15 protein-coding genes are annotated in these 22,969 nt (G+C 69.1%); 8 read left to right on the top strand and 7 right to left on the bottom strand.

Features of this window, described 5'->3' with window-relative positions:
• Positions 1-67: 67 nt before the first annotated feature.
• Positions 68-4,834 (bottom strand): DNA translocase FtsK, encoded by a 4,767-nt coding sequence (locus tag AC1Z3W_RS31970; protein WP_483509290.1) that lies wholly within the window; start codon positions 4,832-4,834, stop codon positions 68-70.
• Between the two features lie 180 nt (positions 4,835-5,014).
• Positions 5,015-5,560 carry an META domain-containing protein gene (locus tag AC1Z3W_RS31965; protein ID WP_483509289.1) on the bottom strand — a complete coding sequence of 182 codons (546 nt, stop codon included), beginning with the start codon at positions 5,558-5,560 and terminating at the stop codon, positions 5,015-5,017.
• Between the two features lie 227 nt (positions 5,561-5,787).
• On the opposite strand from AC1Z3W_RS31965, the gene purT reads away from it, so the two are divergent.
• The 4 genes from purT to AC1Z3W_RS31945 all read left to right on the top strand — a co-directional run bounded on the left by purT (position 5,788) and on the right by AC1Z3W_RS31945 (position 9,675).
• Entirely contained in the window at positions 5,788-7,002 is a 1,215-nt protein-coding gene (purT, locus tag AC1Z3W_RS31960; protein ID WP_057928992.1) for a formate-dependent phosphoribosylglycinamide formyltransferase, read from the top strand.
• 18 nt (positions 7,003-7,020) lie between these two features.
• On the top strand, positions 7,021-7,215 hold the full coding sequence (locus AC1Z3W_RS31955; RefSeq protein WP_057928991.1) for a DUF6726 family protein: 195 nt from the start codon (positions 7,021-7,023) through the stop codon (positions 7,213-7,215).
• Positions 7,216-7,304: 89 nt separating this feature from the next.
• Positions 7,305-7,688 carry an MliC family protein gene (locus AC1Z3W_RS31950; protein WP_057928990.1) on the top strand — a complete coding sequence of 128 codons (384 nt, stop codon included), beginning with the start codon at positions 7,305-7,307 and terminating at the stop codon, positions 7,686-7,688.
• A 508-nt stretch (positions 7,689-8,196) separates the two neighbouring features.
• Positions 8,197-9,675: a DEAD/DEAH box helicase gene (locus AC1Z3W_RS31945; RefSeq protein WP_483509288.1), complete on the top strand. Its 1,479-nt coding sequence runs from the start codon at positions 8,197-8,199 to the stop codon at positions 9,673-9,675.
• A 272-nt stretch (positions 9,676-9,947) separates the two neighbouring features.
• Here AC1Z3W_RS31945 and gluQRS read toward each other — a convergent pair whose 3' ends face one another.
• Complete coding sequence (gene gluQRS / locus AC1Z3W_RS31940) at positions 9,948-10,841, bottom strand: tRNA glutamyl-Q(34) synthetase GluQRS (RefSeq protein WP_057928988.1); 894 nt, start codon at positions 10,839-10,841, stop codon at positions 9,948-9,950.
• A 22-nt stretch (positions 10,842-10,863) separates the two neighbouring features.
• Positions 10,864-11,718, bottom strand: a complete 855-nt coding sequence (locus AC1Z3W_RS31935; protein ID WP_057928987.1) for a sulfurtransferase — start codon at positions 11,716-11,718, stop codon at positions 10,864-10,866.
• Between the two features lie 222 nt (positions 11,719-11,940).
• Here AC1Z3W_RS31935 and dnaE point away from each other — a divergent pair, with 222 nt between their 5' ends.
• Positions 11,941-15,474: a DNA polymerase III subunit alpha gene (gene dnaE, locus AC1Z3W_RS31930; protein ID WP_057928986.1), complete on the top strand. Its 3,534-nt coding sequence runs from the start codon at positions 11,941-11,943 to the stop codon at positions 15,472-15,474.
• A 554-nt stretch (positions 15,475-16,028) separates the two neighbouring features.
• Positions 16,029-17,207: a glycosyltransferase family 9 protein gene (locus tag AC1Z3W_RS31925; protein ID WP_175826705.1), complete on the top strand. Its 1,179-nt coding sequence runs from the start codon at positions 16,029-16,031 to the stop codon at positions 17,205-17,207.
• A gap of 161 nt (positions 17,208-17,368) precedes the next feature.
• Here AC1Z3W_RS31925 and AC1Z3W_RS31920 read toward each other — a convergent pair whose 3' ends face one another.
• The 3 genes from AC1Z3W_RS31920 to AC1Z3W_RS31910 form a co-directional block, all read right to left on the bottom strand.
• Positions 17,369-18,649 (bottom strand): O-antigen ligase family protein, encoded by a 1,281-nt coding sequence (locus AC1Z3W_RS31920; RefSeq protein WP_124834034.1) that lies wholly within the window; start codon positions 18,647-18,649, stop codon positions 17,369-17,371.
• Between the two features lie 136 nt (positions 18,650-18,785).
• Positions 18,786-19,628 (bottom strand): glycosyltransferase family 2 protein, encoded by an 843-nt coding sequence (locus AC1Z3W_RS31915; protein WP_124834035.1) that lies wholly within the window; start codon positions 19,626-19,628, stop codon positions 18,786-18,788.
• Positions 19,629-19,773: 145 nt separating this feature from the next.
• The gene (locus AC1Z3W_RS31910) at positions 19,774-20,526 is read right to left on the bottom strand and encodes a glycosyltransferase family 2 protein (RefSeq protein WP_057928982.1); all 753 of its coding nucleotides are present in this window, start codon (positions 20,524-20,526) and stop codon (positions 19,774-19,776) included.
• 223 nt (positions 20,527-20,749) lie between these two features.
• On the opposite strand from AC1Z3W_RS31910, the gene msbA reads away from it, so the two are divergent.
• Together msbA and AC1Z3W_RS31900 are read left to right on the top strand one after the other, a co-directional pair.
• Positions 20,750-22,501, top strand: a complete 1,752-nt coding sequence (gene msbA, locus AC1Z3W_RS31905) for a lipid A export permease/ATP-binding protein MsbA (RefSeq protein ID WP_057928981.1) — start codon at positions 20,750-20,752, stop codon at positions 22,499-22,501.
• Between the two features lie 83 nt (positions 22,502-22,584).
• Entirely contained in the window at positions 22,585-22,965 is a 381-nt protein-coding gene (locus AC1Z3W_RS31900) for an RcnB family protein (protein WP_057928980.1), read from the top strand.
• Positions 22,966-22,969 lie beyond the last annotated feature (4 nt).

Raw genomic sequence — 22,969 nt, 5'->3', positions numbered from 1 at the left:
TTGCGTTCGGGCGGCCGCTTGTGCGGCGCGCCCGTGTCGATCGGCGGCGGCCGTGCGGCCGCCATGCTCAGTCGGCTGCGGCCGGCACGAGCACCTCGCGGCTGCCGTTGATGCCCATCGGCGACACGAGCCCGGCCGCTTCCATCTGTTCGACGAGGCGCGCGGCGCGGTTGTAGCCGATGCGCAGCTGGCGCTGCACCGACGAGATCGACGCGCGCCGCGTGCGCACGACGAACGCGACCGCTTCGTCATACAGCGGATCGGCTTCCGCGTCCGGCGCTTCGCCGAACAGGTCCTGCGTCGCACCGTCGGCGGCCGGACCGTCGAGAATCCCTTCCTCGTACTGCGGCTCGCCGAACTGCTTCAGGTATTCGACGATCCGGTGCACTTCCTCGTCGGCGACGAACGCGCCATGCACGCGCTGCGGGTAGCCCGTGCCCGGCGGCAGGAACAGCATGTCGCCCTGGCCGAGCAGCGATTCGGCGCCCATCTGATCGAGGATCGTGCGCGAGTCGATCTTCGACGACACCTGGAACGCGACGCGCGTCGGGATGTTCGCCTTGATGAGGCCGGTGATCACGTCGACGGACGGCCGCTGCGTCGCGAGGATCAGGTGGATGCCGGCCGCGCGCGCCTTCTGCGCGAGGCGGGCGATCAGTTCCTCGATCTTCTTGCCGGCGACCATCATCAGGTCGGCCAGCTCGTCGATCACGACGACGATCAGCGGCAGCTTCGACAGCGGCTCGGGATCGTCGGGCGTCAGCGAGAACGGGTTGCCGATCTTCTTTTCCTTCGCCTCCGCGTCGCGGATCTTCTGGTTGAAGCCCGCGAGGTTGCGCACACCGACGGCCGACATCAGCCGGTAGCGCTTCTCCATTTCGCCGACGCACCAGTTCAGTGCGTTCGCCGCGAGCTTCATGTCGGTGACGACCGGCGCGAGCAGGTGCGGGATGCCTTCGTAGACCGACAGCTCGAGCATCTTCGGATCGATCATGATCAGCCGCACGTCTTCGGGCGTCGCCTTGTACAGCAGCGACAGGATCATCGCGTTGATCGCGACCGACTTGCCCGAGCCCGTCGTGCCGGCGACCAGCATGTGCGGCGCCTTCGCGAGATCGGTGACGACCGGGTGGCCGGTGATGTCCTTGCCCATCGCGATCGTCAGCTGCGACGTCGAATGCTGGTACTGGCGCGATTCTAGGATCTCCGACAGCCGGATCATCTGGCGTTTCGCGTTCGGCAGCTCGAGGCCCATGCAGGTCTTGCCGGGAATCGTCTCGACGACGCGGATCGACGTGAGGCCGAGGCCGCGCGACAGGTCCTTCATCAGGCCGACGATCTGGCTGCCGCGCACGCCGAGCGCAGGTTCGATCTCGAAGCGCGTGATCACCGGGCCCGCCGATGCGCCGACCACTGTCACCGGCACCTTGAACTCCTGCAGGCGCTGTTCGATCACCTGGGCCGTCTGCGCGAGGTGTTCTTCGGTGATCGTTTCGACGTCGTCGGAGGCGGGCTCGAGCAGGTCGAGCGTCGGCAGTTCGACGTTGAACGACGCCGGTGCGTGGAATTCGAACGCATTCGGGCGCGGCTGGCGCGCGGGTGCGGCCGATGCGTCGGGGGCCGGGGCGCTCGATTCCGCGGGGGCGGCGGTATCGACTGCGGTCGGCACTGTGGGTGCGGGAAGCGTTGCGGTCGTCGCGGTCGGGATGGCCGTGCCGGTGGTCGCGGATGTTGCACCGGCGCCGGGCATGGACCAGCTCGCAGGCGAAGCAGCGGGGGCCGGCGGGGTGGCGAACGACTGGGCCTGCGGCGCCAGGGTGGACCCGATGGGTTGCGTCGGTATCGCTGCGTCGATGGATGCGCCCGGAGCGGAGGAGGCCGGCAATGCCGACGCCGAAGGGAGCGCGGCCGAAGCCGTCGCGGCGGTGGTTGCGGCGATGGAGGCAAGCGCGCCACCTGTCGCGGCGGGCGCGGTGCCGAATGCAGCGGGTGAAGCGGCCGCGACCGTGCTCGTCGGGGCGAGTGCGCCGGAAGACGATGCCGGGACGGTGGCGGCGGGCGCGGCGCCGGTTGCCATCTGTGTTGCGCCAGTCGACATGGACGGTCGACCGATCGCCGAGGCGTCGGGCATGCGGTTCGACGGCGTTGCCGACGGTGCGGCCGATGCGGTCGACGTTGCGGTAAATGCGCTACCCGACGGGGCCGAAGACACGGTGGCAAGCGACACCGGCGCGCTCGGTGCCGGTTGCGATGCGATTGCGCCGAAGGACGGGCCGGTCGATGCAGGTGCCGAGGAGGCTGCCACGGTCGGAGCCGGCGCGAGAGGCTGCGCGGCGGTCATACCCGAGGCGCCCGTCGCGGATACCGCGGCGGCTGCGAACGGTGCGGGTGCCGGCGTGACGGTACCGGATGCCGGACCCGCGGCGCCGATCGCCGACGATGCAGCAGCCGGCACGCGATCGCTGGAACCGTACGCAGTGCCCGTGGCACGCGCCGGCTCGCACGGCGCAACCGAGGCAACGGGCGCGGCCGATGCAGCCGATGCAGCCGATGCAGCCGATGCAGCCGATGCAGCCGATGCAGCCGATGCAGCCGATGCAGCCGGTTGCGACAGCGAACCGGAGGCCGTGTTCGTCACGCCGGCGAACGAAGGCGTTGCGGCGGCAGGTATGCCGTTCGGTGTGTTCGTCAGTGCCGTTGCAGCAGAGCCGGACGCGGCACCGACGTGTGACGACGCACCGGCTGCCGGCGCTGGCTGCGCGGCAGCGAAGGGTTCAGAGGACAACGGTTTCGTCCACGACGCAGGCGCAGTGGCATTGACGGAAGCAGGTTCAGCATTCGCGGAGGTCGACGTAGCAGGTGTCGGCGGCGCCGCGCGTTGCGTGTCTGAAGGCAGCGGCGCGGTTTCGCCGATGTGCTGTTCCGCTGCCTTCCAGACCGTTCCCGTCACGGCGTCGGCCCGTGCCGCCGCCGTCGCTGCTGCGACAGGCGTCGTGTCGGCAAGCGGACGCGTTGGCGTTGCCGCGATCGACGAAGCGGGGAGGGGAGTGGTCGGCGCGACGTGCTGGACGGCCTTCACACCGTCGTGGGCTGCGTGCGGGTCTTGTTTCGCATCGACCGATATGGCGGCCTCGGCAGGAGGCGCGGATTGCGATCGGAACTGCCCGACGATTTCCGCGGCCGTTGCTGCATGCTGCGCATCGACGATGCGCCCCGTATTGCTCGCCGTGGGTGTGACGGCGGCCACGGGCGCTTCGACAGCCGCGGGTGCCGCAGCCGGCTCACCCGTGCCCGACAGCGGTGCGGCAACGCGGCTTGGATGCGACAGGCCGAATCCGGAAACCGGCTGGCCGACGATGTCTTCCCACGGTGCAAAGTCAATTGGCGCATCGAATGCCGGCACGGCCAGGACATCGGCGTCATGCCGATGCTCGCCGTCCGCATCATGCATCGGCGCATCGGCCTCGACGCCGAGATCCGACACGGCATGCCGCGCAGCGTCACCGAACGCCGAGATGCCGGTGCGTGTATCGACAGCAGGCGCGCGCACGCTCGGCTCGGCCGGCACGAACGCATCCAGCACGATCGGTGCGTTGTCGTCGTACGCAACGGGCGCGGCTTCATGCGCATCCGGACGGCCTGCGCCGCGAGGCGCGACCTGATGCGCACCCGTCACGACGTCCGCCGGTACGGCAGTCGATGCCGATGCGGCCATGCTGCCGGCCGTGGCCGGCGACGCATCGGTCGACCGCACACCATCCAGCGCCGCCCACTGCGCGGTGCTGGCCTCGATGGAGCGCAGCGTGTCGTGAACGCTCGGCGCCGGCGTGATCGGCTCCGAGGGCTGCTGCACCCACGCGTAGAGCGGCGCGCGTACCGGTGTCGGCGGCGCCGGGCGGCGTCGCGCGGCATCCTGCGACTGGCCGGCAGCGCTGGCTCCCGTGATCGGGCGCGCGGGCGTGCGCTGCGGCGTTGCGCCGGCCGGGCGCGGCGTGACCGCGGTGCGCGGCGCGGCCTGCTGCTTCAGCGCGGCCGCGGCCGGCCGCGCGGTGGTCGGTTGTGGCCGAACGGGCTCGAACCCGGCCGGAAGCGGGGCCGGACTCGGGCGCGGGACTTGTGCGTTCGCGGCGGCGCGCGCGAGGCTGGCGGTGCTGCCCGTGGTCGGGGGGGGCATTGCGCTCGCCGTGCCCGGTGCGGGTGGCGCGGGCATGCGATTGGCCGGCGCCGGCTTCAGCCAGCCCGATGGCGCGACCGGCTCCGCGAGCGGACGCGGCGCTGCGTTGCTGCGCGGCTTCGGCCGGGCCTGCGGATCGGGTTTCCACAGCGTCGGGCGCGAATACCGGCCGTTCTGCCGCGGCGCCATCGAGTTGACGGTATGGGCGGTGGTCGGTTGCACGATGTCGTCGTCGCGGTGCAGCGCGCTGCGCGGCAGGTCGGCGACGCCGCGCACATCGTCGTCGTCGACGTCGCGCGCGAGCTTGACGCCGAACGACGTGTCGACCCACGCGGCGAACTGCCGCCAGCCGATGCCGGTCAGCCACGGCAGGCCCGCGAACAACAGCACGACCATCGCGACCGGCGTGCCGATCGGGCCGAGCACGTGTGCGAAGCCGCCCGAGAACGCATGGCCGAGCGCATTCGTGTCGGGGCCCGACAGCGGGCTCGTCAGCGTGCAGCTTGCAATGAATACGGCCGCGAAGCCGAGCCACAGTCGAATCGAGCCGCGGCCGGCGAGTCCGCCGCCGCCGGGCAGCATCGCCTGGACGAGACGCCAGAAGAGAAGGAGGAACCAGACGGCGGAGACGCCGAACCAGCCGAAGACAACCGTGTGCATGCTTTGATGAAACAGGAAGAGGGTGGAGAGCGCTGTGCGCGACCCGCCGAGTTTAACCGGCCGACGAACAGGACTCTAAGGCCGCATGAAGGCGTCGATGCGCTTCCAGGCCGCGGGACGCATGCGTCCAGGATCCGCGCGTGGCGAGGGCGGCCGGTTGGCCTTCGCCCGCGCGCTGCATCAGGGGCTCCGGCGCGTGAAGGTCAGCGTCGCGCCGGCTTCGGTCACGATCTGCAATTGCTGTGGCTCGCGCATCTGCACGCCGGTCTTCTCGATGTGCGCGAGCGCATCGAGATACGCGTGCTCGAGCTGGCCGCCGAGCGCGTTCGGGCATGCCATGCGCGTGCCGGCGAGCGGCCCGAAGCTCAGCAGGCCGTTCTTGAGCGCGTAGGTGCCCATGTAGCGGTTGCAGCCCGAAAAGCCGCTCGCGCGCCGGACACCCGATTCGGTGGACAGCGCGAGCTTGATCGGCTCGCCGTTGTCGCCGTGCGGAATCGTGTGCGACGTGCCGTCGGCGTTCAGCCAGCTCGTGAGCTCCCAGCTCGTGTCGTCGAGCAGCTGGACGGCGGCGGGGTTGTACGGGTCGGGTGCGGGGGCGGCGGAATCGGGGTGGGTCGGCATCGCGCAGGCGGCGAGAAGCGTGGCAAGCGTCAACGCGCAGAGCGGCGCGCGCAACGGGCGAAGCAGGCCGGTGCGTGCGCGTGCGGCTGCGGACAGGTGGGACATGAGCCTCGTTCCTCATCGGATTCTGATCAAGGCGTAAGAGTAACGCACCCGCCCCGCGCGAGGCGAGCCGACACTTCGCGCGTGAAAACGTTCGCAGCCCGACCGCGAGCCGCGCGCGGCGGGGCAGCGGCGCGACGAAACCGGCTGAACCGGCGCGGGTGCGCGTGGGGTGAGCGTGTTAACATCGAAGCCGTTTTCGTCCTCCAACAGAACCAGCGGGAAATCACATGCAGATCGGTCAGCGGCTCGGTACGCCGCTTTCTCCGTCGGCCACGCGCGTCATGCTGCTCGGCGCCGGCGAACTCGGCAAGGAAGTCATCATCGCGTTGCAGCGGCTCGGCGTCGAAGTCGTCGCGGTCGACCGCTATCCGGATGCGCCGGGCCATCAGGTCGCGCATCGCGCGCACGTGATCGACATGACCGACGCCGCCGCGCTGCGCGCGGTCGTCGAGGCCGAGCGTCCGCACCTGATCGTGCCGGAGATCGAGGCGATCGCGACCGACGCGCTCGCGGCGATCGAGGCGGCCGGCCTGGCCGAGGTGATCCCGACCGCACGCGCGACGCAGCTCACGATGAACCGCGAAGGCATCCGCCGGCTCGCGGCCGAGGAGCTCGGGCTCGCGACGTCGCCGTACGCGTTCGCGGAATCGTTCGACGCGTTCAGCGCGGCCGTCGCGAAGATCGGCATGCCGTGCGTCGTGAAGCCGGTGATGTCGTCGTCGGGCAAGGGGCAGTCGGTCGTGCGGACCGAAGCCGACGTGAAGCCCGCGTGGGACTACGCGATGGCGGGCGGCCGCGTGAACCACGGCCGCGTGATCGTCGAGGGCTTCATCGATTTCGAATACGAGATCACGCAGCTGACCGTGCGTGCGATCGATCCGGCGACGCTCGAGACGCGCACCTACTTCTGCGAGCCGGTCGGTCACGTGCAGGTGGCGGGCGACTACGTCGAATCGTGGCAGCCGCAGCCGATGAGCGCTGTCGCGCTGGAAAAGTCGCGCGAGATCGCGCACAAGGTGACCGAGGCGCTCGGCGGGCGCGGGATGTTCGGCGTCGAGCTGTTCGTGCGCGGCGACGACGTCTGGTTCTCCGAGGTGAGTCCGCGGCCGCACGACACCGGCCTCGTCACGCTCGCGTCGCAGCGCCAGTCGGAGTTCGAACTGCATGCGCGCGCGATTCTCGGGCTGCCGGTCGATCCGACGCTCGGTTCGCCGGCCGCGTCGGCGGTGATCTACGGCGGGCTCGACGAGCGCGGCATCGCGTTCGAGGGTGTGCGCGATGCGCTGGCCGTGCCGGGCGCCGACCTGCGCCTGTTCGGCAAACCGGAAAGCTTTGCGAAGCGGCGCATGGGCGTCGCACTCGCGACCGGCGCGACCGTCGACGAAGCCCGCGAACGCGCGAAGCGCGCCGCGGCGGCTGTGCGGCCGGTGTCGGCGCGCTGACGAGACCAGGAGGGCGCGATGGCATCGACGTGGAAGCGGATCGGCCGTATCGGCAGGCTGGGCGCCGCGCTGGCGCTCGTCGCGAGTCTCGCGGGATGCGGCCTTGCGGCCGCGCCGTGCCGAATCGCATCGGCCGGGCTGAAGATCGTGCCGGTCGTCGGCCATGTCGCGGCCGCGCCCACCGATGCGTGCGCCGACGTCATCGATCCCTGACCGACGAACTCTCGATCCATACCCCCCCCGCGATAACCACCGCGCGCCCCGCGCGGGTGCGCTTCCACCCGTCTCGTGAGAGGACCTGCATGATTCGCCAAACCTTCGCCGCGCTCGCGCTGGCCGGCACCGCCGTTTCCGTCGCGCATGCCGCGCAACTGACCGTCGAGGAGATCGACGCCGATTCGCGCCAGCAGACCGCCTATCAGTGCGCGAACCAGAAGCAGCCGATCCGCGTGTCGTACTGGCGCGCGGGCAACGGCCAGAGCTTCGCGCTGGTGCCGGTCAACGGGCAGCAGTTGCTGTTCGTCGACACCGTATCGGCGTCGGGCGTGCGCTATCAGGCCGGACGCTATACGTGGTGGACGAAGGGCAAGGAAGGGACGCTGCGTGACGAGATTGCCGACCAGAATGCGGCACCGCTGCTTGGCGACTGCGTTCAGGTCGAGAAGAAGAAAAAGAAGAAGGGCTGAGCGCCGCGCGCGACCGGGTATGCCATGCGAGCGTGCCGGTCGCCGCGACCGCGCGGCCAGCCGGGGCGGGCTCGGATCGGGCTCGAACCGGGCGGCGAACCGGGCGACGCTCGGGCTCGCCGGCCGCGCCCGGCGTTTTTCCGGTCGATATGGTGGGGATTCGACCCCTAATACAGACCATCGGCCGATCGCGATAGTCCGATCGCTCGATGCATCGTCCGCGCCCCGCCTGCCGGCACCCGCCGCGAACCGCCACCGGGGCCGTTCGCGGCGTTGTCACGGACAGATTGCTGCGCAGTGCTACAATACGGCCCTTTCCGCCGGCATTCGCGCCGAACGGAGTCCGCACGGCCTGTGGCGCCCGCTGTTCGAATCGAACCGGTCCCAAGCGCCAGAGCGGCGCCGCGCGGCGCGCCGCGGCTCCGTCTACTTCCGAATTGTGATGAGCGCAGGCCCGGCCGGCCTGACGCACGATGTCCCCGCCGCGCCTTTTGAGCGAAACGCCACCATGTCCGATTCTGTCGCCAAGCCAGTCGACGCAACCTTCGATCAATTCGGCCTTGCCGCCGATATCCTGAAAGCCATTGCGGAGCAGGGCTATACGACGCCGACGCCGATCCAGGCGCAGGCCATTCCGGTCGTGCTCGCCGGCCGCGACGTCATGGGCGCCGCGCAAACGGGCACCGGCAAGACCGCGAGCTTCTCGCTGCCGATCATCCAGCGCCTGCTCCCGCAGGCCAACACGAGCGCGTCCCCGGCGCGCCACCCGGTGCGCGCGCTGATCCTCACGCCGACCCGCGAACTCGCCGACCAGGTCGCCGCGAACGTGCACGCGTATGCGAAGCACACGCCGCTGCGTAGCGCGGTCGTGTTCGGCGGCGTCGACATGAATCCGCAGATGGCCGAGCTGCGCCGCGGCGTCGAGATCCTGATCGCGACGCCGGGCCGCCTGCTCGACCACGTGCAGCAAAAGACCGCGAACCTCGGCCAGGTCCAGATCCTCGTGCTCGACGAAGCAGACCGGATGCTCGACATGGGCTTCCTGCCCGATCTGCAGCGCATCCTGAACCTGCTGCCGAAGGAGCGCCAGACGCTGCTGTTCTCGGCCACGTTCTCGGGCGAAATCAAGAAGCTCGCATCGACCTACCTGCGCAGCCCGCAGACGATCGAAGTCGCGCGCAGCAACTCGACCAACGCGAACGTCACGCAGATCGTCTACGACGTCGCCGAAGGCGACAAGCAGGCGGCCGTCGTGCAGTTGCTGCGCGATCGTGGCCTCAAGCAGGTGATCGTGTTCTGCAACAGCAAGATCGGCGCGAGCCGGCTCGCGCGCAACCTCGAGCGCGACGGCGTGGTCGCGTCGGCGATCCACGGCGACAAGACGCAGATCGAGCGGATGCAGGCGCTCGACGCGTTCAAGCGCGGCGAGATCGAGGCGCTGGTCGCGACCGACGTGGCCGCGCGCGGTCTCGACATCGCCGAACTGCCGGCCGTGATCAACTTCGACCTGCCGTTCAACGCGGAAGACTACGTGCACCGGATCGGCCGCACGGGCCGCGCGGGCGCGACGGGCGATGCGCTGTCGCTGTGCAGCCCGAACGAGCGCAAGCAGCTCGCCGATATCGAAAAACTGATCAAGCGTCCGCTCGACGTGCAGACGCTCGCGCTCGACAAGCCGGCGCGTCATCATCACGACGAGCGGGGCAGCAATCGCGGTGGCGAGCGCAGCGGCGAACGCGGCGGCCGGCGTGATCGCGAAGAGCATCGCGGTGCGTCGGGGCGTCGTTCGGGCAGTTCCGAGCGCGGCCATCACCGTCGCCACGAGGCGCCGGTCGACGATTTCTTCCTGAAGCCGTACGAACCGTCAGTGCCGGCGAAGCAGCCGGAAGAGACGAAGTCCGCGCAGCAGCCCGAGAAGAAGGGGCCGAAGCGTCAGGTCGCCGCGCTGCTCGGCGGGTTCGGGATGCCGCGCAAGCCGTCGGCGTAAGCGGGCGGTTCAGGCGGTTGGTGCGGCGCGCGAGCGCTGCCGCAGAAGCGGGTGCATGCGATGAGCATGCGCCCGTTTTTCATTGGGCGAGACGATTGCGAAGAGGTGGGTGATTTCATGCCGAGCGGGGGCGGGGCAGTCGACGGAGTGCCCTCGGTGCCGGGTAGTCAGCGGGCGTGCGGTTCCGGCTTTCGCCACGCCTTCATGCGATCGGATGCGGCGCTGACGGATGCAGGAACGCGGTTGGCACCGACCGGTGTCCCGCGGGCGATTCAGCCGGCGCGCGGCCCGAAGCGACGCGCCCACGCATCGGTCGCGGCCGCGTAGAAGGCATCCATTGTGGCGCCCGACAGATCGCCATCGGTCGCAAGACCGAGATGCGCGGCGGCGGCCTGCAGCGCCGGCAGCGGATCGTCGCGTTCGAGCGCGATCGCGCCCGTCTGCTTGCTGAGCTTTTCGCCGTTCGCATCGACGACGACGGGCACGTGCAGGTAGGCGGGTGTCGGCACGCCGAGACAGCGCTGCAGATAGATCTGGCGCGCGGTCGAATCGAGCAGGTCGGCGCCGCGCACGACGTGGGTGATGCCCGCGTCGGCATCGTCGACCACGACCGCGAGCTGATACGCCCATTGGCCGTCCGCGCGCTTCAGCACGAAATCGCCGACTTCGGTCGCGAGGTTCTGCGCTTGCGTGTGCTGCCAGCGGTCGTCGAATGTGACGATCGCATCGTCGCCGTCCGGCACGCGCAGCCGCCATGCGCGCGCGGGCTTGCCATGCAGGCCGGTGCGGCAGGTGCCTGGATACGCGAGAGTCGTGTGGCGCTCGTGCACGGCACGCAGCGAATCGGCGATTTCCTTGCGCGTGCAGCCGCACGGATAGACGAGCCCCGCGGCGACGAGCCGGTCGAGCGCGGCCGCGTAATCGGCATCGCGCGTGCTTTGCCATACGGGCGGTTCGTCTGGCGTCATGCCGAAATGCGCGAGCGTCGCGAGGATGTCGTCCGCGGCGCCGGGCACCGTGCGCGGGCCGTCGATGTCCTCGATGCGCACGAGCCACGTGCCACCGTGCGCGCGTGCGTCGAGCCAGCTCGCGAGCGCACCGACCAGCGAGCCGAAATGCAGCGGACCGGTGGGCGACGGCGCAAAGCGGCCGCGGTAGCCGTTCATCGGGGCGCGGCGCAACGCGCGCTTACGCGGCGCTGGCTGCCTGCGCGCAGGCCGGGCACGACGTGCCGGGCACGTAGCTCGGCGATTGCTGGGCTTCCGGCGTGACGACCGCGCGGCATGCGAAGCACGTGACGTTCTCGGTCGGCTGCAACTGCGGGTTCAGCGCGGTGCGGTAGTCGAACACGAAGCAGTCGCCGTGATAGTGCGCGCCGCCGACTTCCTCGAAATACTTCAGGATCCCGCCCTCGAGCTGGTACACGTTATCGATGCCGATTTCCTTCATGTGGATCGCCGCCTTCTCGCAGCGGATCCCGCCGGTGCAGAACGACACGACCGTCTTGCCCTCGAGATCGGCACGGTTCGCGTCGATGACTTCCGGGAACTCGCTGAACTTGTCGATCCGGTAGTCGAGCGCGTCGTCGAACGTGCCGACGTCCACTTCGAATGCATTGCGCGTGTCGAGCATCACGACCGGGCGGCCGGCGTCGTCGTGGCCGCGGTCGAGCCACGCCTTCAGCGTGCGTGCGTCGACCGACGGCGCGCGGCCGAGCTCGGGCTTGATCGCCGGCTTCTTCATCGTGATGATCTCGCGCTTCAGGCGCACGAGCATCCGGCGGAACGGCTGCGAGTCGGACAGGCTCTCCTTGAACTGCAGCGTCGCGAACTTGCCTTCGAACAGCGGATCGTGGCGGAGGTAGTCGATGAACGCGTCGGCCGCTTCGCGCGGGCCGGCGATGAACAGGTTGATGCCTTCCGGCGCGAGCAGGATCGTGCCGCGCAGGCCGAGTTCGTTGCAGCGGGCGGTGACGAGCGGGCGCCATTGCTCGGTCGCGTCGAGCGACACGAAGTGGTAGGCGGCGAGGTTGACGATGGTCATGATGGTCCGACGGGAAACGGCCGCGGCCGTGCGGCGGGGCGCACGGCGGCCCCGCAAAAAAGGGTGCGAAGCCGGGGCGATGATTCGAAAACCCGTATTATCCCGCAAACTGCGCGGGCGCCGGCACCTGACCGTTCGGCCGGCATCGCGCGCATCGGCCGAACGGCCGGGCACGGGGATTTTTTGGGCAGCCTGCGCGACGACGCGGCTACAATAACGCCCATGTCAGATCCCCGCTTCGTCCATCTTCGCGTCCACTCCGAATTCTCGATTGCCGACGGCATCGTGCGTCTCGACGACATCGTCAAGGCGGCGGCCGCAGACGGCCAGGGCGCGCTCGCCCTCACCGATCTCGGCAACGCATTCGGCCTCGTCCGTTTCTACCAGGAAGCCCGCGGCAAGGGCATCAAGCCGATCGCCGGCTGCGACGTCTGGATCACCAATCCGGACGATCGCGACAAACCGTCGCGCCTGCTGCTGCTGGTGAAGGACAAGGTCGGCTACCTGAACCTGTGCGAGCTGCTGTCGAAGGCGTGGCTCACGAACCAGTACCGCGGCCGCGCGGAGCTCGATGCGAGCTGGCTCGACGGCGAACTGTCGCAAGGGCTGCTCGCGCTGTCGGGCGCGCAGCAGGGCGATATCGGGCTCGCGTTCGCTGCCGGTAACGAGGAAGCCGCGCGCCGCCATGCCGAGCGCTGGGCGAAGGTGTTCCCGGGCGGTTTCTACATCGAACTTCAGCGTTACGGCCAGCCGGGCGCCGAGGCGTACATCCAGCAGGCCGCGTCGCTCGCCGCGTCGTTGAAGCTGCCGGTCGTCGCGACGCATCCGACGCAGTTCATGACCGACGACGATTTCACCGCGCACGAAGCGCGCGTGTGCATCTCGGAAGGCGACATGCTCGCGAATCCGCGGCGCCAGAAGCGTTTCACGACCGATCAGTACTTCCGCACGCAGGACGACATGGCTGCGCTGTTCGCCGACCTGCCGTCGGCGATCGCGAACACGGTCGAGATCGCGAAGCGCTGCAACCTGAAGCTCGAGCTCGGCAAGCCGAAGCTGCCGCTGTTCCCGACGCCGGACGGCATGTCGCTCGACGACTACCTGGTCCAGTTGTCGAAGGAGGGGCTCGAGAAGCGCCTTGAACAACTGTATCCGGATACCGGAGAGCGCGATGCGCAGCGCGACACGTACTACAAGCGGCTCGAATTCGAGTGCGGGACCATCACGAAGATGGGCTTCCCCGGCTACTTCCTGATCGTTGCCGACTTCATCAACTGGGCGAAGAACAACGGCGTGCCGGTCGGTCCGGGCCGCGGCTCGGGTGCGGGTTCGCTGGTCGCGTACGCGCTCGGCATTACCGATCTGGATCCGCTGCGCTACAACCTGCTGTTCGAGCGATTCCTGAATCCGGAACGCGTGTCGATGCCCGACTTCGACATCGACTTCTGCCAGCACGGCCGCGATCGCGTGATCCAGTACGTGAAGGAAAAATACGGCGCGGACGCCGTGTCGCAGATCGCCACCTTCGGCACGATGGCCGCGAAGGCGGCCGTGCGCGACATCGGCCGCGTGCTCGACCTCGGCTACATGTTCACCGACGGCGTCGCGAAGCTGATCCCGTTCAAGCCGGGCAAGCACGTGACGATCGCCGACGCGATGAAGGAAGAGCCGCAACTGCAGGAGCGCTACGACCACGAGGACGAAGTGCACCAGCTGCTCGACCTCGCGCAGCGCGTCGAGGGCCTCACGCGTAACGTCGGGATGCACGCGGGCGGCGTGCTGATCGCGCCCGGCAAGCTGACCGATTTCTGCCCGCTGTACACGCAGGGCGACGACGGCGGTGTCGTCAGCCAGTACGACAAGGACGACGTCGAAGCCGTCGGCCTCGTGAAGTTCGACTTTCTGGGCCTCACGACGCTGACGATCCTCGACTGGGCCGAGCGCTACATTCGCCGGCTGGACGCGTCGAAGGCCGACTGGTCGCTCGCGCAGGTGCCGCTCGACGATCCGGCGTCGTTCCAGATCCTGAAGAAGGCCAACACGGTCGCCGTGTTCCAGCTGGAAAGCCGCGGGATGCAGGGCATGCTGAAGGACGCGCAGCCCGACCGTTTCGAGGACATCATCGCGCTCGTGTCGTTGTACCGTCCGGGCCCGATGGACCTGATCCCGAGCTTCTGCGCACGAAAGCATGGCCGCGAGAAGGTCGACTATCCGGATCCGCGCGTCGAACCCGTCCTGAAAGAGACCTACGGCATCATGGTCTATCAGGAGCAGGTGATGCAGATGGCGCAGATCATCGGCGGCTACTCGCTCGGCGGCGCCGACTTGCTGCGTCGCGCGATGGGCAAGAAGAAGCCCGAGGAGATGGCCAAGCACCGCGAGATCTTCGCCGAGGGCGCGGCGACGAACGGCCTCACGCGCGAGAAGTCCGACGAGATCTTCGACTTGATGGAGAAGTTCGCGGGCTACGGCTTCAACAAGTCGCACGCGGCGGCTTACGCATTGCTCGCGTATTACACCGCGTGGCTGAAGGCGCATCATCCGGCCGAATTCATGGCGGCCAACATGACGCTCGCGATGGACGACACCGACAAGGTGAAGATCCTGTTCGACGACTGCGTCGTGAACAACCTCGCTGTGCTGCCGCCGGACATCAACCAGTCGCATTACCGGTTCGAGCCGGTCGCCGAAGCCGACGGCAAGCGCTCGCGCACGATCCGCTATGGCCTCGGCGCGGTGAAGGGCAGCGGCCAGAACGCGATCGAGGAAATCCTGCGTGCGCGCGAGGAAAAGCCGTTCACCGACCTGTTCGACTTCTGCGAGCGGATCGACCGGCGCGTGGTCAACCGCCGCACGGTCGAGGCGCTGATCCGCGCCGGCGCATTCGATTCGCTGAACGCGAACCGCGCGCAGATGCTCGCGTCGGTGCCGCTCGCGATGGAAGCGGCCGAGCAGGCCGCGGCGAACGCGATGCAGGCCGGCCTGTTCGACATGGGGGCCGAGTCGCCGCATGCGCATGCGCTCGTCGACGAACCCGCGTGGGACGACAAGCGCCGCCTGCAGGAAGAGAAGGGCGCGCTCGGCTTCTACCTGTCCGGTCACCTGTTCGACGCGTATCGCGACGAAGTGCGCCGGTTCGTGCGGCAGAAGGTCGGCGACCTGAAGGAAGGTCGCGACAAGCTCGTCGCGGGCATCATCGCGTCGTTGCGCACGCAGATGACCCAGCGCGGCAAGATGCTGATCGCGTTGCTCGACGACGGTTCGGGCCAGTGCGAGATCACGATCTTCAACGAGCAGTTCGAGGCGAACAAGGCCCTGTTCAAGGAAGACGAACTGCTGATCGTGCAGGGGCAGGCGCGCAACGACGCGTTCACCGGCGGCATCCGCTTCACGGCCGACACCGTGATGGATCTCGAGCGCGCGCGCAGCCGCTACGCGCAGGCGGTGCGGCTCACGATGAACGGCAATGCCGATGCGGGGGCGCTGCGCCGTGTGCTCGAACCGCACGTATCGAAGGACGATCAGGCGGCCGCGCCAGCGGTCGACGTGCCCGCGCCGCGCGGCGGCGGTCGCGACGGCGGCCGTCGCCCGCAGGCACCGCTGCCGAACGGGCTCGCGGTGCAGGTTCACTACAGCAACGCGCGCGCGCAAGGCGAAATGCGTCTCGGCGATGCGTGGCGCGTGAAGCCGAGCGACACGCTGCTCGCGGAGCTGCGCGCGACATTCGACGGCAGCGTCGTCGAAATCACGTACTGACCGCGCCCCGCCGGACGGTCGTCGCCTGTGCGGCCCGTCGCATCGCCATCGTGCGGTGCGGCGGGCCGTTTTCGTTCTGGCAGGTGCTCGGGGCTGTCATCCGGACGCTATACAATCCGTCGCGCGACGCAGATGCGGCGCCGGCCGCGGTCCGTCCGCCGGCCGGCGGCGACATCGCGAGCGTGAAACGGGGACGGTTCCGCGCGGCACGCGATGCAGCGCGATGCTGCTTCCGGCCGCCATGTTCGCGGCACCCGGGGGCGGCGCAATCGTTTCGTAGCGTCCCTGAAGTCCGGCAGCGCCGGCATTGCCCGCGCTGCCACCGGACGGGCAAGCGAAAGCAAGCGTGCGCAACGAGAAGCGGTGGCCGCAGGCCCGCCGCGCGTGTCGCGTCGTTGCCGTCGCGTTGCCGGAATGGGTGGCACCGGCTACCGGCCGCCGCCGAGACGTGCCACCGACACCCGCAGCACGCTCCCCGGCGTCACGCCACGCCACCGGCCGCAAAATCCTGTACATTGCGAGCCTTGTCCAGCCAGCTAGACGGAACGATTGCCGTGGCCCTGTTTTCTTCCGCCCGCCCGCCCAGAACCATTCTCGTCGCAGCACCGCGCCGCATCGGCGACGTGCTGCTGACGACGCCGCTCGTGCGTTCGCTGAAGGCGCGCTGGCCCGACGCACAGATCGACATGCTGGTGTTTCGCGGCACCGAGGGCGTGCTGGAGCACAACCCCGACGTACGGCGCGTGATCGTCGTCGCGCAGCGCGCCGGCTTCCGGGAGCGGCTGCGCGACGCGCTGTCGATGTGGCGCCGCTACGATCTTGCGTGCGCGGCACTGAGCTCCGACCGGCCGCGCTTCTATAGCTGGTTCGCCGGCCGCAAGCGCGTCGGCCTCGTCGATCCGAACCGTGTCACGTGGCTCACGCGGATGATGCTGAACGGCATCGCGATCAATCATCACGAGTCCGCGCATACGGTCGTCAGCACGCTTGCGCTCGCGCCGGTGATTGGCATCGAGCCGGTATCCGAGGTCGTCGCGCCGGGCATCGGCGACGATCCCGCGCGGCGCGCGCGTTTCGACGCCTGGCTCGCGGAGTCGCCGGCCATCCGCGACGGCAAGCCGCTCGTCGTGCTGCATCCGTATCCGATGTTCCGCTACAAGCAATGGCGGCTCGAAGGCTGGGTCGAGATGATCGAATGGCTGCGCGCGCAGGGGTTCGCGATCGCGCTGTCGGGCGGCCCGGCCGATCGCGAGCGCGAGTATGCGGAGCAGGTCGCGGCCGAGGCGGGCGGCGACGTGCTGAACCTGGTCGGCCGCCTCACGTTCGGCGAAAGCGCCGAGCTGGTGCGGCGCGCGCGACTGTTCATCGGGCCCGATACGGGGGCGACGCACGTCGCGGCCGCGACGGGCACCGCCACGATCGCGCTGTTCGGTCCGTCTGACCCGGTGCGCTGGGGGCCGTGGCCGCAGCACTGGCCGCCGACCGAAAACCCGTGGGCACTGCGCGGCTCCGCGCGGCACGGCAACGTGTGGCTGCTGCAGGGTGAGGGCGATTGCGTGCCGTGCCGGCAGGAGGGCTGCGAGCGCCATGTCGACAGCCATAGCGACTGCCTCGTCAATCTCGGCGCGCAGCGCGTCAAGGCGGCGGCGGCCGAGATGCTCGGGTTGAAGCCGCCGGGCGCCGCCGACGCGGTCGTCGACACGTCGTGGCTGCATCGCGCGCGTTCAAACTGACGCGCGAAAGCCGGGCGTTTCCTGATCTGGACAGTTGAGAGCGGCGACACGACGCGTCGAAGGCGCGTGGTCGCGTATCCGGCAGCGACGCGGGTGCGACGCCATTGAGCCGATCCGGCGGCAGGCGGCCGCGCCGTTCCGCCGGTCGGGTGCGTGACGGGTTACGCGCTGCGCCGGATCGCCGACGTCTCGCGCGGCAGCGCTTCGCCGCGCTCGGCGCAGCCGAGCAGGATGCCGGCGAGCAGCACCAGCAGGTGACCTTCGGCGAAATCGAGCAGCAGCGAATTCGCAAGGCTGCCGATCGCGAAGATCGCGAGCCACGCGAGCAGCAGGTGCCGTGAACGCGGATCGAGCGTGCGGCTGCCGCGCGCGATCTGCACGATCAGGTTCAGGAACAGCAGTACGCCGAGCGTGCCGAGCTGTACGGCCATCAGCAGATATTCGTTATGCGGATTCGACGTGAGCTGGCCTTCGGCAGCCGTCTTGCCGGCCGTGAGCTTCTCGAACTCGGACTCGAGACCGCCCGCCCCATAGCCGATTACCGGGCGCTGGCGATACAGCTCGAGCCCCTTCTTGTACCACTCGAGCCGCAGCCCGGTCGACGTGGCCGCATCGGTCTGCCGGTACTGCTGCACTTCCGTCACGACCTTCACGAGGCGGCCGTTGTGCACCGTGCATGCGGCGACGACGAGCGCAACGCCGGCCAGGACCAGCGTCCCGGCGGCGAGACCCGCGCGCAGTGCCGACTGGCGGCGCAGCAGCAGTATGAAACGCACCGCGACGACGAGGAGCAGCAGCAGCGCGATGACCTGCCCGGTGCGCCCCTGCAGCATCACGAACACGTTGATCAGCGACCATGCGGCGACGGCCGCATACGCGGTGCGCGACAGCGCGGTGCGGGCCGCCAGCGCGAGGTCGGCGGCCTGGTAGAACAGCAGCGCGCCGAACATGCCGGCCGCGATGTGGTTTTTGAACACCCATGCGCGCGACAGCGGCAGATCGGACGCATGCGCGGGCCCGATCGCGGTCAGCCCGAGATAGTTGGTGGTCGACAGCAGCAGGATCACGCACAGCGTGCCGAACCACGCGCGCCGCACGATCGGCGCCCAGTTCGAATGGCGGAACGCGAGTACGGCAAACGGCAGCAGCAGCAGCTTGTCGTACTTGGCGACCCAGTTCCACGCCTTCGGGTGCGGCGCGACCGTATAGGCGACGCTCGCGGCCAGCGACGCGAGGATCAGCAGCGCGGCCAGCGACGCCGGTTCGGTGACGAACGAGCGCAGGTCGCGCCAGAATTCAGGGGAGATGACGAGAGCGGCCGCGAACAGCCCGCAGAACACGTTGGTCAGCGCGGTCGAGACGGGCACCATGCAGAGCGCGACGACGGCGAAGGCGCGAGCGGCGGTCAGGCGCCGCGTGGCGGGAGCGGAAAACGAAAGCATCGGAACCTGTCGAATGGACGAATGCGGCATGCGGGCACCGTGCTGCGCGCCGCGCGTCCCGCGGCGGCAGTGCCCGGGACGAAGCGCGCAGTATACGCGAAGCGGCGTGTGTTTCCGTGTCGTTTCCGGGGTCCGATCAGCCGAATGCGCGCTTGATCCGCGAGCGCAACAGCGCGCGCTTGAGGCGTCCTTCGACGGCCGGCGTGTCGAGCGCGATGCGCGAGCCGGCCGGCTCGCCGCGATGCAGGTAATAGCGGTCGAACGTGGCCTGCGTCATGCCCCATTTGTTGAGGAACTGGCGGCGGCCGTCGTTCTTGACGATCTTGCCGGTGCTCTTCTGCTGGAAGTGATAGACGAGGCTGTCGCCGACGCCGAGGAAGATCCGGCAGCCGGCGTCCCAGAATTTCATCGAGAAGTCGTTGTCGCTGCTCATCCCCGGCGACAGTTCGCTGCTGTAGCCGCCGATGCGGTTCCACCAGTCGCGGTGCACGAGCGTCGGCGGCCAGGTCGAGCCGAGCCAGTCCGCGCGCGCGAGCCGCGGCGTGGCCGCGACGAGGCCGGCCGCATCGAACTGTTCGGCGTCGCGCCCGAAATTGCTGACGACGACGCACGGGTTGCGCGTGTCGACCGGCTCGACCATCGTGCCGGACAGCATGAACAGGTCGGTCGGCATCTGCTCGATGCGCCGCACGAGCGCCGCGTCCCAGCCGGGGCAGCAGTACATGTCGTCGTTCATGTAGACGACGTAGTCGCGCGTCGCGCGCGCGGCGGCCAGGTTCACCGCGTGGCAGATGCCGATGTTGGCCGGCGACGCGGTGTGCTCGATGCCTTCGCTGCGCACCCAGTCGAGCGTGCCGTCCGAGCCGTCGTTCACGTGCACGATGATCTGGTGGTCGTACGCCGAATGACGGCGCAGGCTGTCGACGACGAGCTTGAGGTACGGCAAGTTGTTCCAGGTCGGGATGATGATGGAGAACATGGCGGTCGGATTCGGTGGTCGTCGTGTCGGCGGCGCGGGGCGCGGCGCCGCGCTCGGGCGCGCATGCCACGCGGGCAGCCCGGCATTGTAACGCCGGGCCGGCCGCATGCCGGCGGTGTCAGGGCGAGGGCTGCGCGGGGGGCGCTCAGCGGGCCGCTTCGTGGCCGAGCTTCAGGAACCGGTAGTACACCGTTTCCGCGTTGAACACGGCGATCATGAAGCCCGCCCGGCCGTCGAGAAACCCGCGTCGCAGCACGTAGGTCCGCACGAACGCCCACGCGCCGCGCGCGAGCGCCTTGCCGAAGCCGCCGCGCTGGCCGGCCGCGCGGCGCTGGCGCGCGCCGGCCGTCGAATACGCATCGAGCTTGCGCACGACGGTCTCGAAATCCTCGTACGAATAGTGCATCAGCTTGCCCGGCAGCCGCTGCGCGGGCGTGTCGAACACGAGCCGTTCGTGCACCAGATCGTCGGAGAAGCGGGCGGTGCCTCGCCGGAACAGGCGCGGCACCCAGTCCGGATACCAGCCGCTGTGGCGGATCCACTGGCCGCAGAAGCTCGACAGCCGGTCGAGCGCGTAGACCTGTGCGCCCGGCGCGCGGATGGCTGCGCGGATCGATTGCGCGAGCTCCGGGCTGACCACCTCGTCGGTGTCGAGCGACAGGATCCAGTCGGTGTCGAGCGCGTCGAGCGCGCGGTTCTTCTGCGGACCGAAGCCAGGCCAGTCGCGCTCGACGATCACGCGGGCGCCGTGCGCGCGGGCAATCGCGACGGTATCGTCGGTGCTGCCGCCGTCGATCACGACGACGTCGTCGGCGAAGGTCAGCGCGTCGAGGCACTGCGCGAGCCGCGCGGCCGCGTTGAGGGCGATGAGGGCGACGCCGAGGGTGGGTTCTGCCATGAAATCGTCGAAAAGGCGGAGAAAACGGTGAGCGGCAGTATACCCGCGCGCCGGCCAGCGGCCGCTTCGGCAGCGGCCGTGCCGGCGGGGGCGGTGCAGCTATAATGTTGGGCCTTTTTCGGCACCCGCCGGACGGGGTGAATCCCGGGCAGCCATGCCCCGGGCGCCGCGTCGCGGCTCAAGAAGGATTGCCTTGGAAACCCAGAACACTCTTCGCAAACCGATGGACGGCACCGGTACGTCGCCGGTCACGGTCCTCAAGCGCCTGTGGCCGTACATCCGGCCGCTGATCGGCATCGTGCTGCTCGCCGTGATGACGATGGGCGTCGTCGCGGCCACGGAAGCCGGGATTCCGGCGCTGCTCAAGCCGCTGCTCGACCACGGCTTCGGCTCGCACGGCAGCGACCGCGCGAAATGGTACGTGCCGATGGCCGTGATCGGCCTTGCACTCGTGCGCGGCGTGTCGCAGTACGCGTCGAATTACCTGCTCAACTACGTGTCGAACCGCATCCTGCTGCAATTGCGGCTCGAGATGTTCCAGCGGATGCTGCACACGGGTGCGTCGTTCTTCCAGCGCGAGACCGCGAGCACCGTGATCAACGCGATCGTGTTCGAGGTCAACCAGATCCTGTCGGTGCTGACCGGCGTGATGGTCACGCTCGTGCGCGACTCGCTGACCGTGATGTTCCTGCTCGGCTACCTGTTCTACCTGAACTGGCGGCTCACGCTGATCGTCGCGGTGATCCTGCCGGGCATCGGCTGGCTCGTCAGCAAGATCAACCGCCGCCTGCGCCGCCTGAACCGCGAGCACCAGACGCTGACCAACGAGCTGTCGTACATCGTCGAGGAGACGGTCGGCGGCTACAAGGTCGTCAAGGTGCACAACGGCGAGACGTACGAGATGGACCGCTTCACGACGATGAGCAAGCGCCTGCGCGGCTACGCGATGCGCATGACGATCTCGGGCGGGCTCGCGCAGCCGCTGACGCAGTTCCTCGCGTCGATCGCGCTCGCAGTCGTGATCACGATCGCGGTCGTGCAGTCGACCAACGACCAGACGACGGTCGGCGGCTTCGTCGCGTTCGTCACGTCGATGCTGCTGGTGATTTCGCCGCTCAAGCACCTGATCGACGTCAACCAGCCGCTGCAGCGCGGGATGACGGCCGCCGAGCTTATCTTCGGGCTGATCGACGAGCCGGCCGAGCCGCAAGGCGGCGGCCGCGCGCTGCCGCACGCGCGCGGCGAGATCGAATTCCGCAACGTGTCGTTCGATTACGGCGCATCCGAGCGGCCGACGCTCGACCGCATTTCGTTCAAGGTCGCGCCGGGCGAGATGATCGCGCTCGCGGGGCCGTCGGGCAGCGGCAAGACGACCCTCGTGAACCTGCTGCCGCGCTTCTTCGACCCGACGGACGGCGCGATCCTGGTCGACGGCGTGCCGGTGGCCGACTACGACATCCACGCGCTGCGCGGCCAGATGGCGATGGTCAGCCAGGACGTCGTGCTGTTCAACGACACGATCGCCGCGAACGTCGCGTACGGCCAGACGCCCGACCGCGCACGCGTGCAGGCGGCACTCGAGGCCGCGAACCTCGCCGACGCGGTCGCCGCGATGCCCGACGGGCTCGATACGCTGGTCGGCGGCAACGGGATGCGCCTGTCGGGCGGCCAGCGGCAGCGGCTCGCGATCGCGCGCGCGATCTACAAGGACGCGCCGATCCTGATCCTCGACGAGGCGACCTCGGCGCTCGATTCGGAATCCGAGCGCCACGTGCAGGCCGCGCTCGAGCGGCTGATGGAAGGGCGCACGACGCTCGTGATCGCGCACCGGCTGTCGACGATCGAGCGTGCGGATCGGATCCTCGTGCTCGAAGCCGGCAAGATCGTCGAAGAGGGCAGCCACGACGAACTGCTGCGCCACGGCGGGCTGTACGCGCACCTCCACCGGATCCAGTACCAGCAGCAGGCGGCGTGACGGCGGCTCACGCCGGTGTGCTAGTCTTGACCGTGCAGGTCCGATTGTTTCCGGTTCGACGTGACAACACGGAGGGAAGGACAATGAAGAGGATGCACGGGATGATGCTGGCCGCGCTGGTCGCGGCGGGTTTCGCCGCGCCGGCCGCGATGGCGCAGGATCACGGTAACTACGACAACCACGGGAACCACGGCATGCAGCGCGGCCACGGCCCGAAGCACATGCCACCGGGCCAGATGCGCCACGAAGACGACGTGCCGCCGCGCTGGGCCGACCAGCCGCGCCGCGACTGGCACAAGGGCGACCGGATTCCGAACGAATTCCGCGATCGCCAGTACGTCGTCGACGACTGGCGCGGCTACCACCTGAGCCCGCCGCCGCGCGGCTATCACTGGGTCGGCGTCGGCGGCGACTATCTGCTCGTGCAGATCGGTTCGGGCATCGTGCTGCGGGTCGGCCCGTAACGTT

The organism is Burkholderia sp. 10_S31, assembly GCF_056930375.1.
Note: the sequence above shows the minus strand (reverse complement) of the source record. Positions and strands in the feature narration are given on the sequence as shown.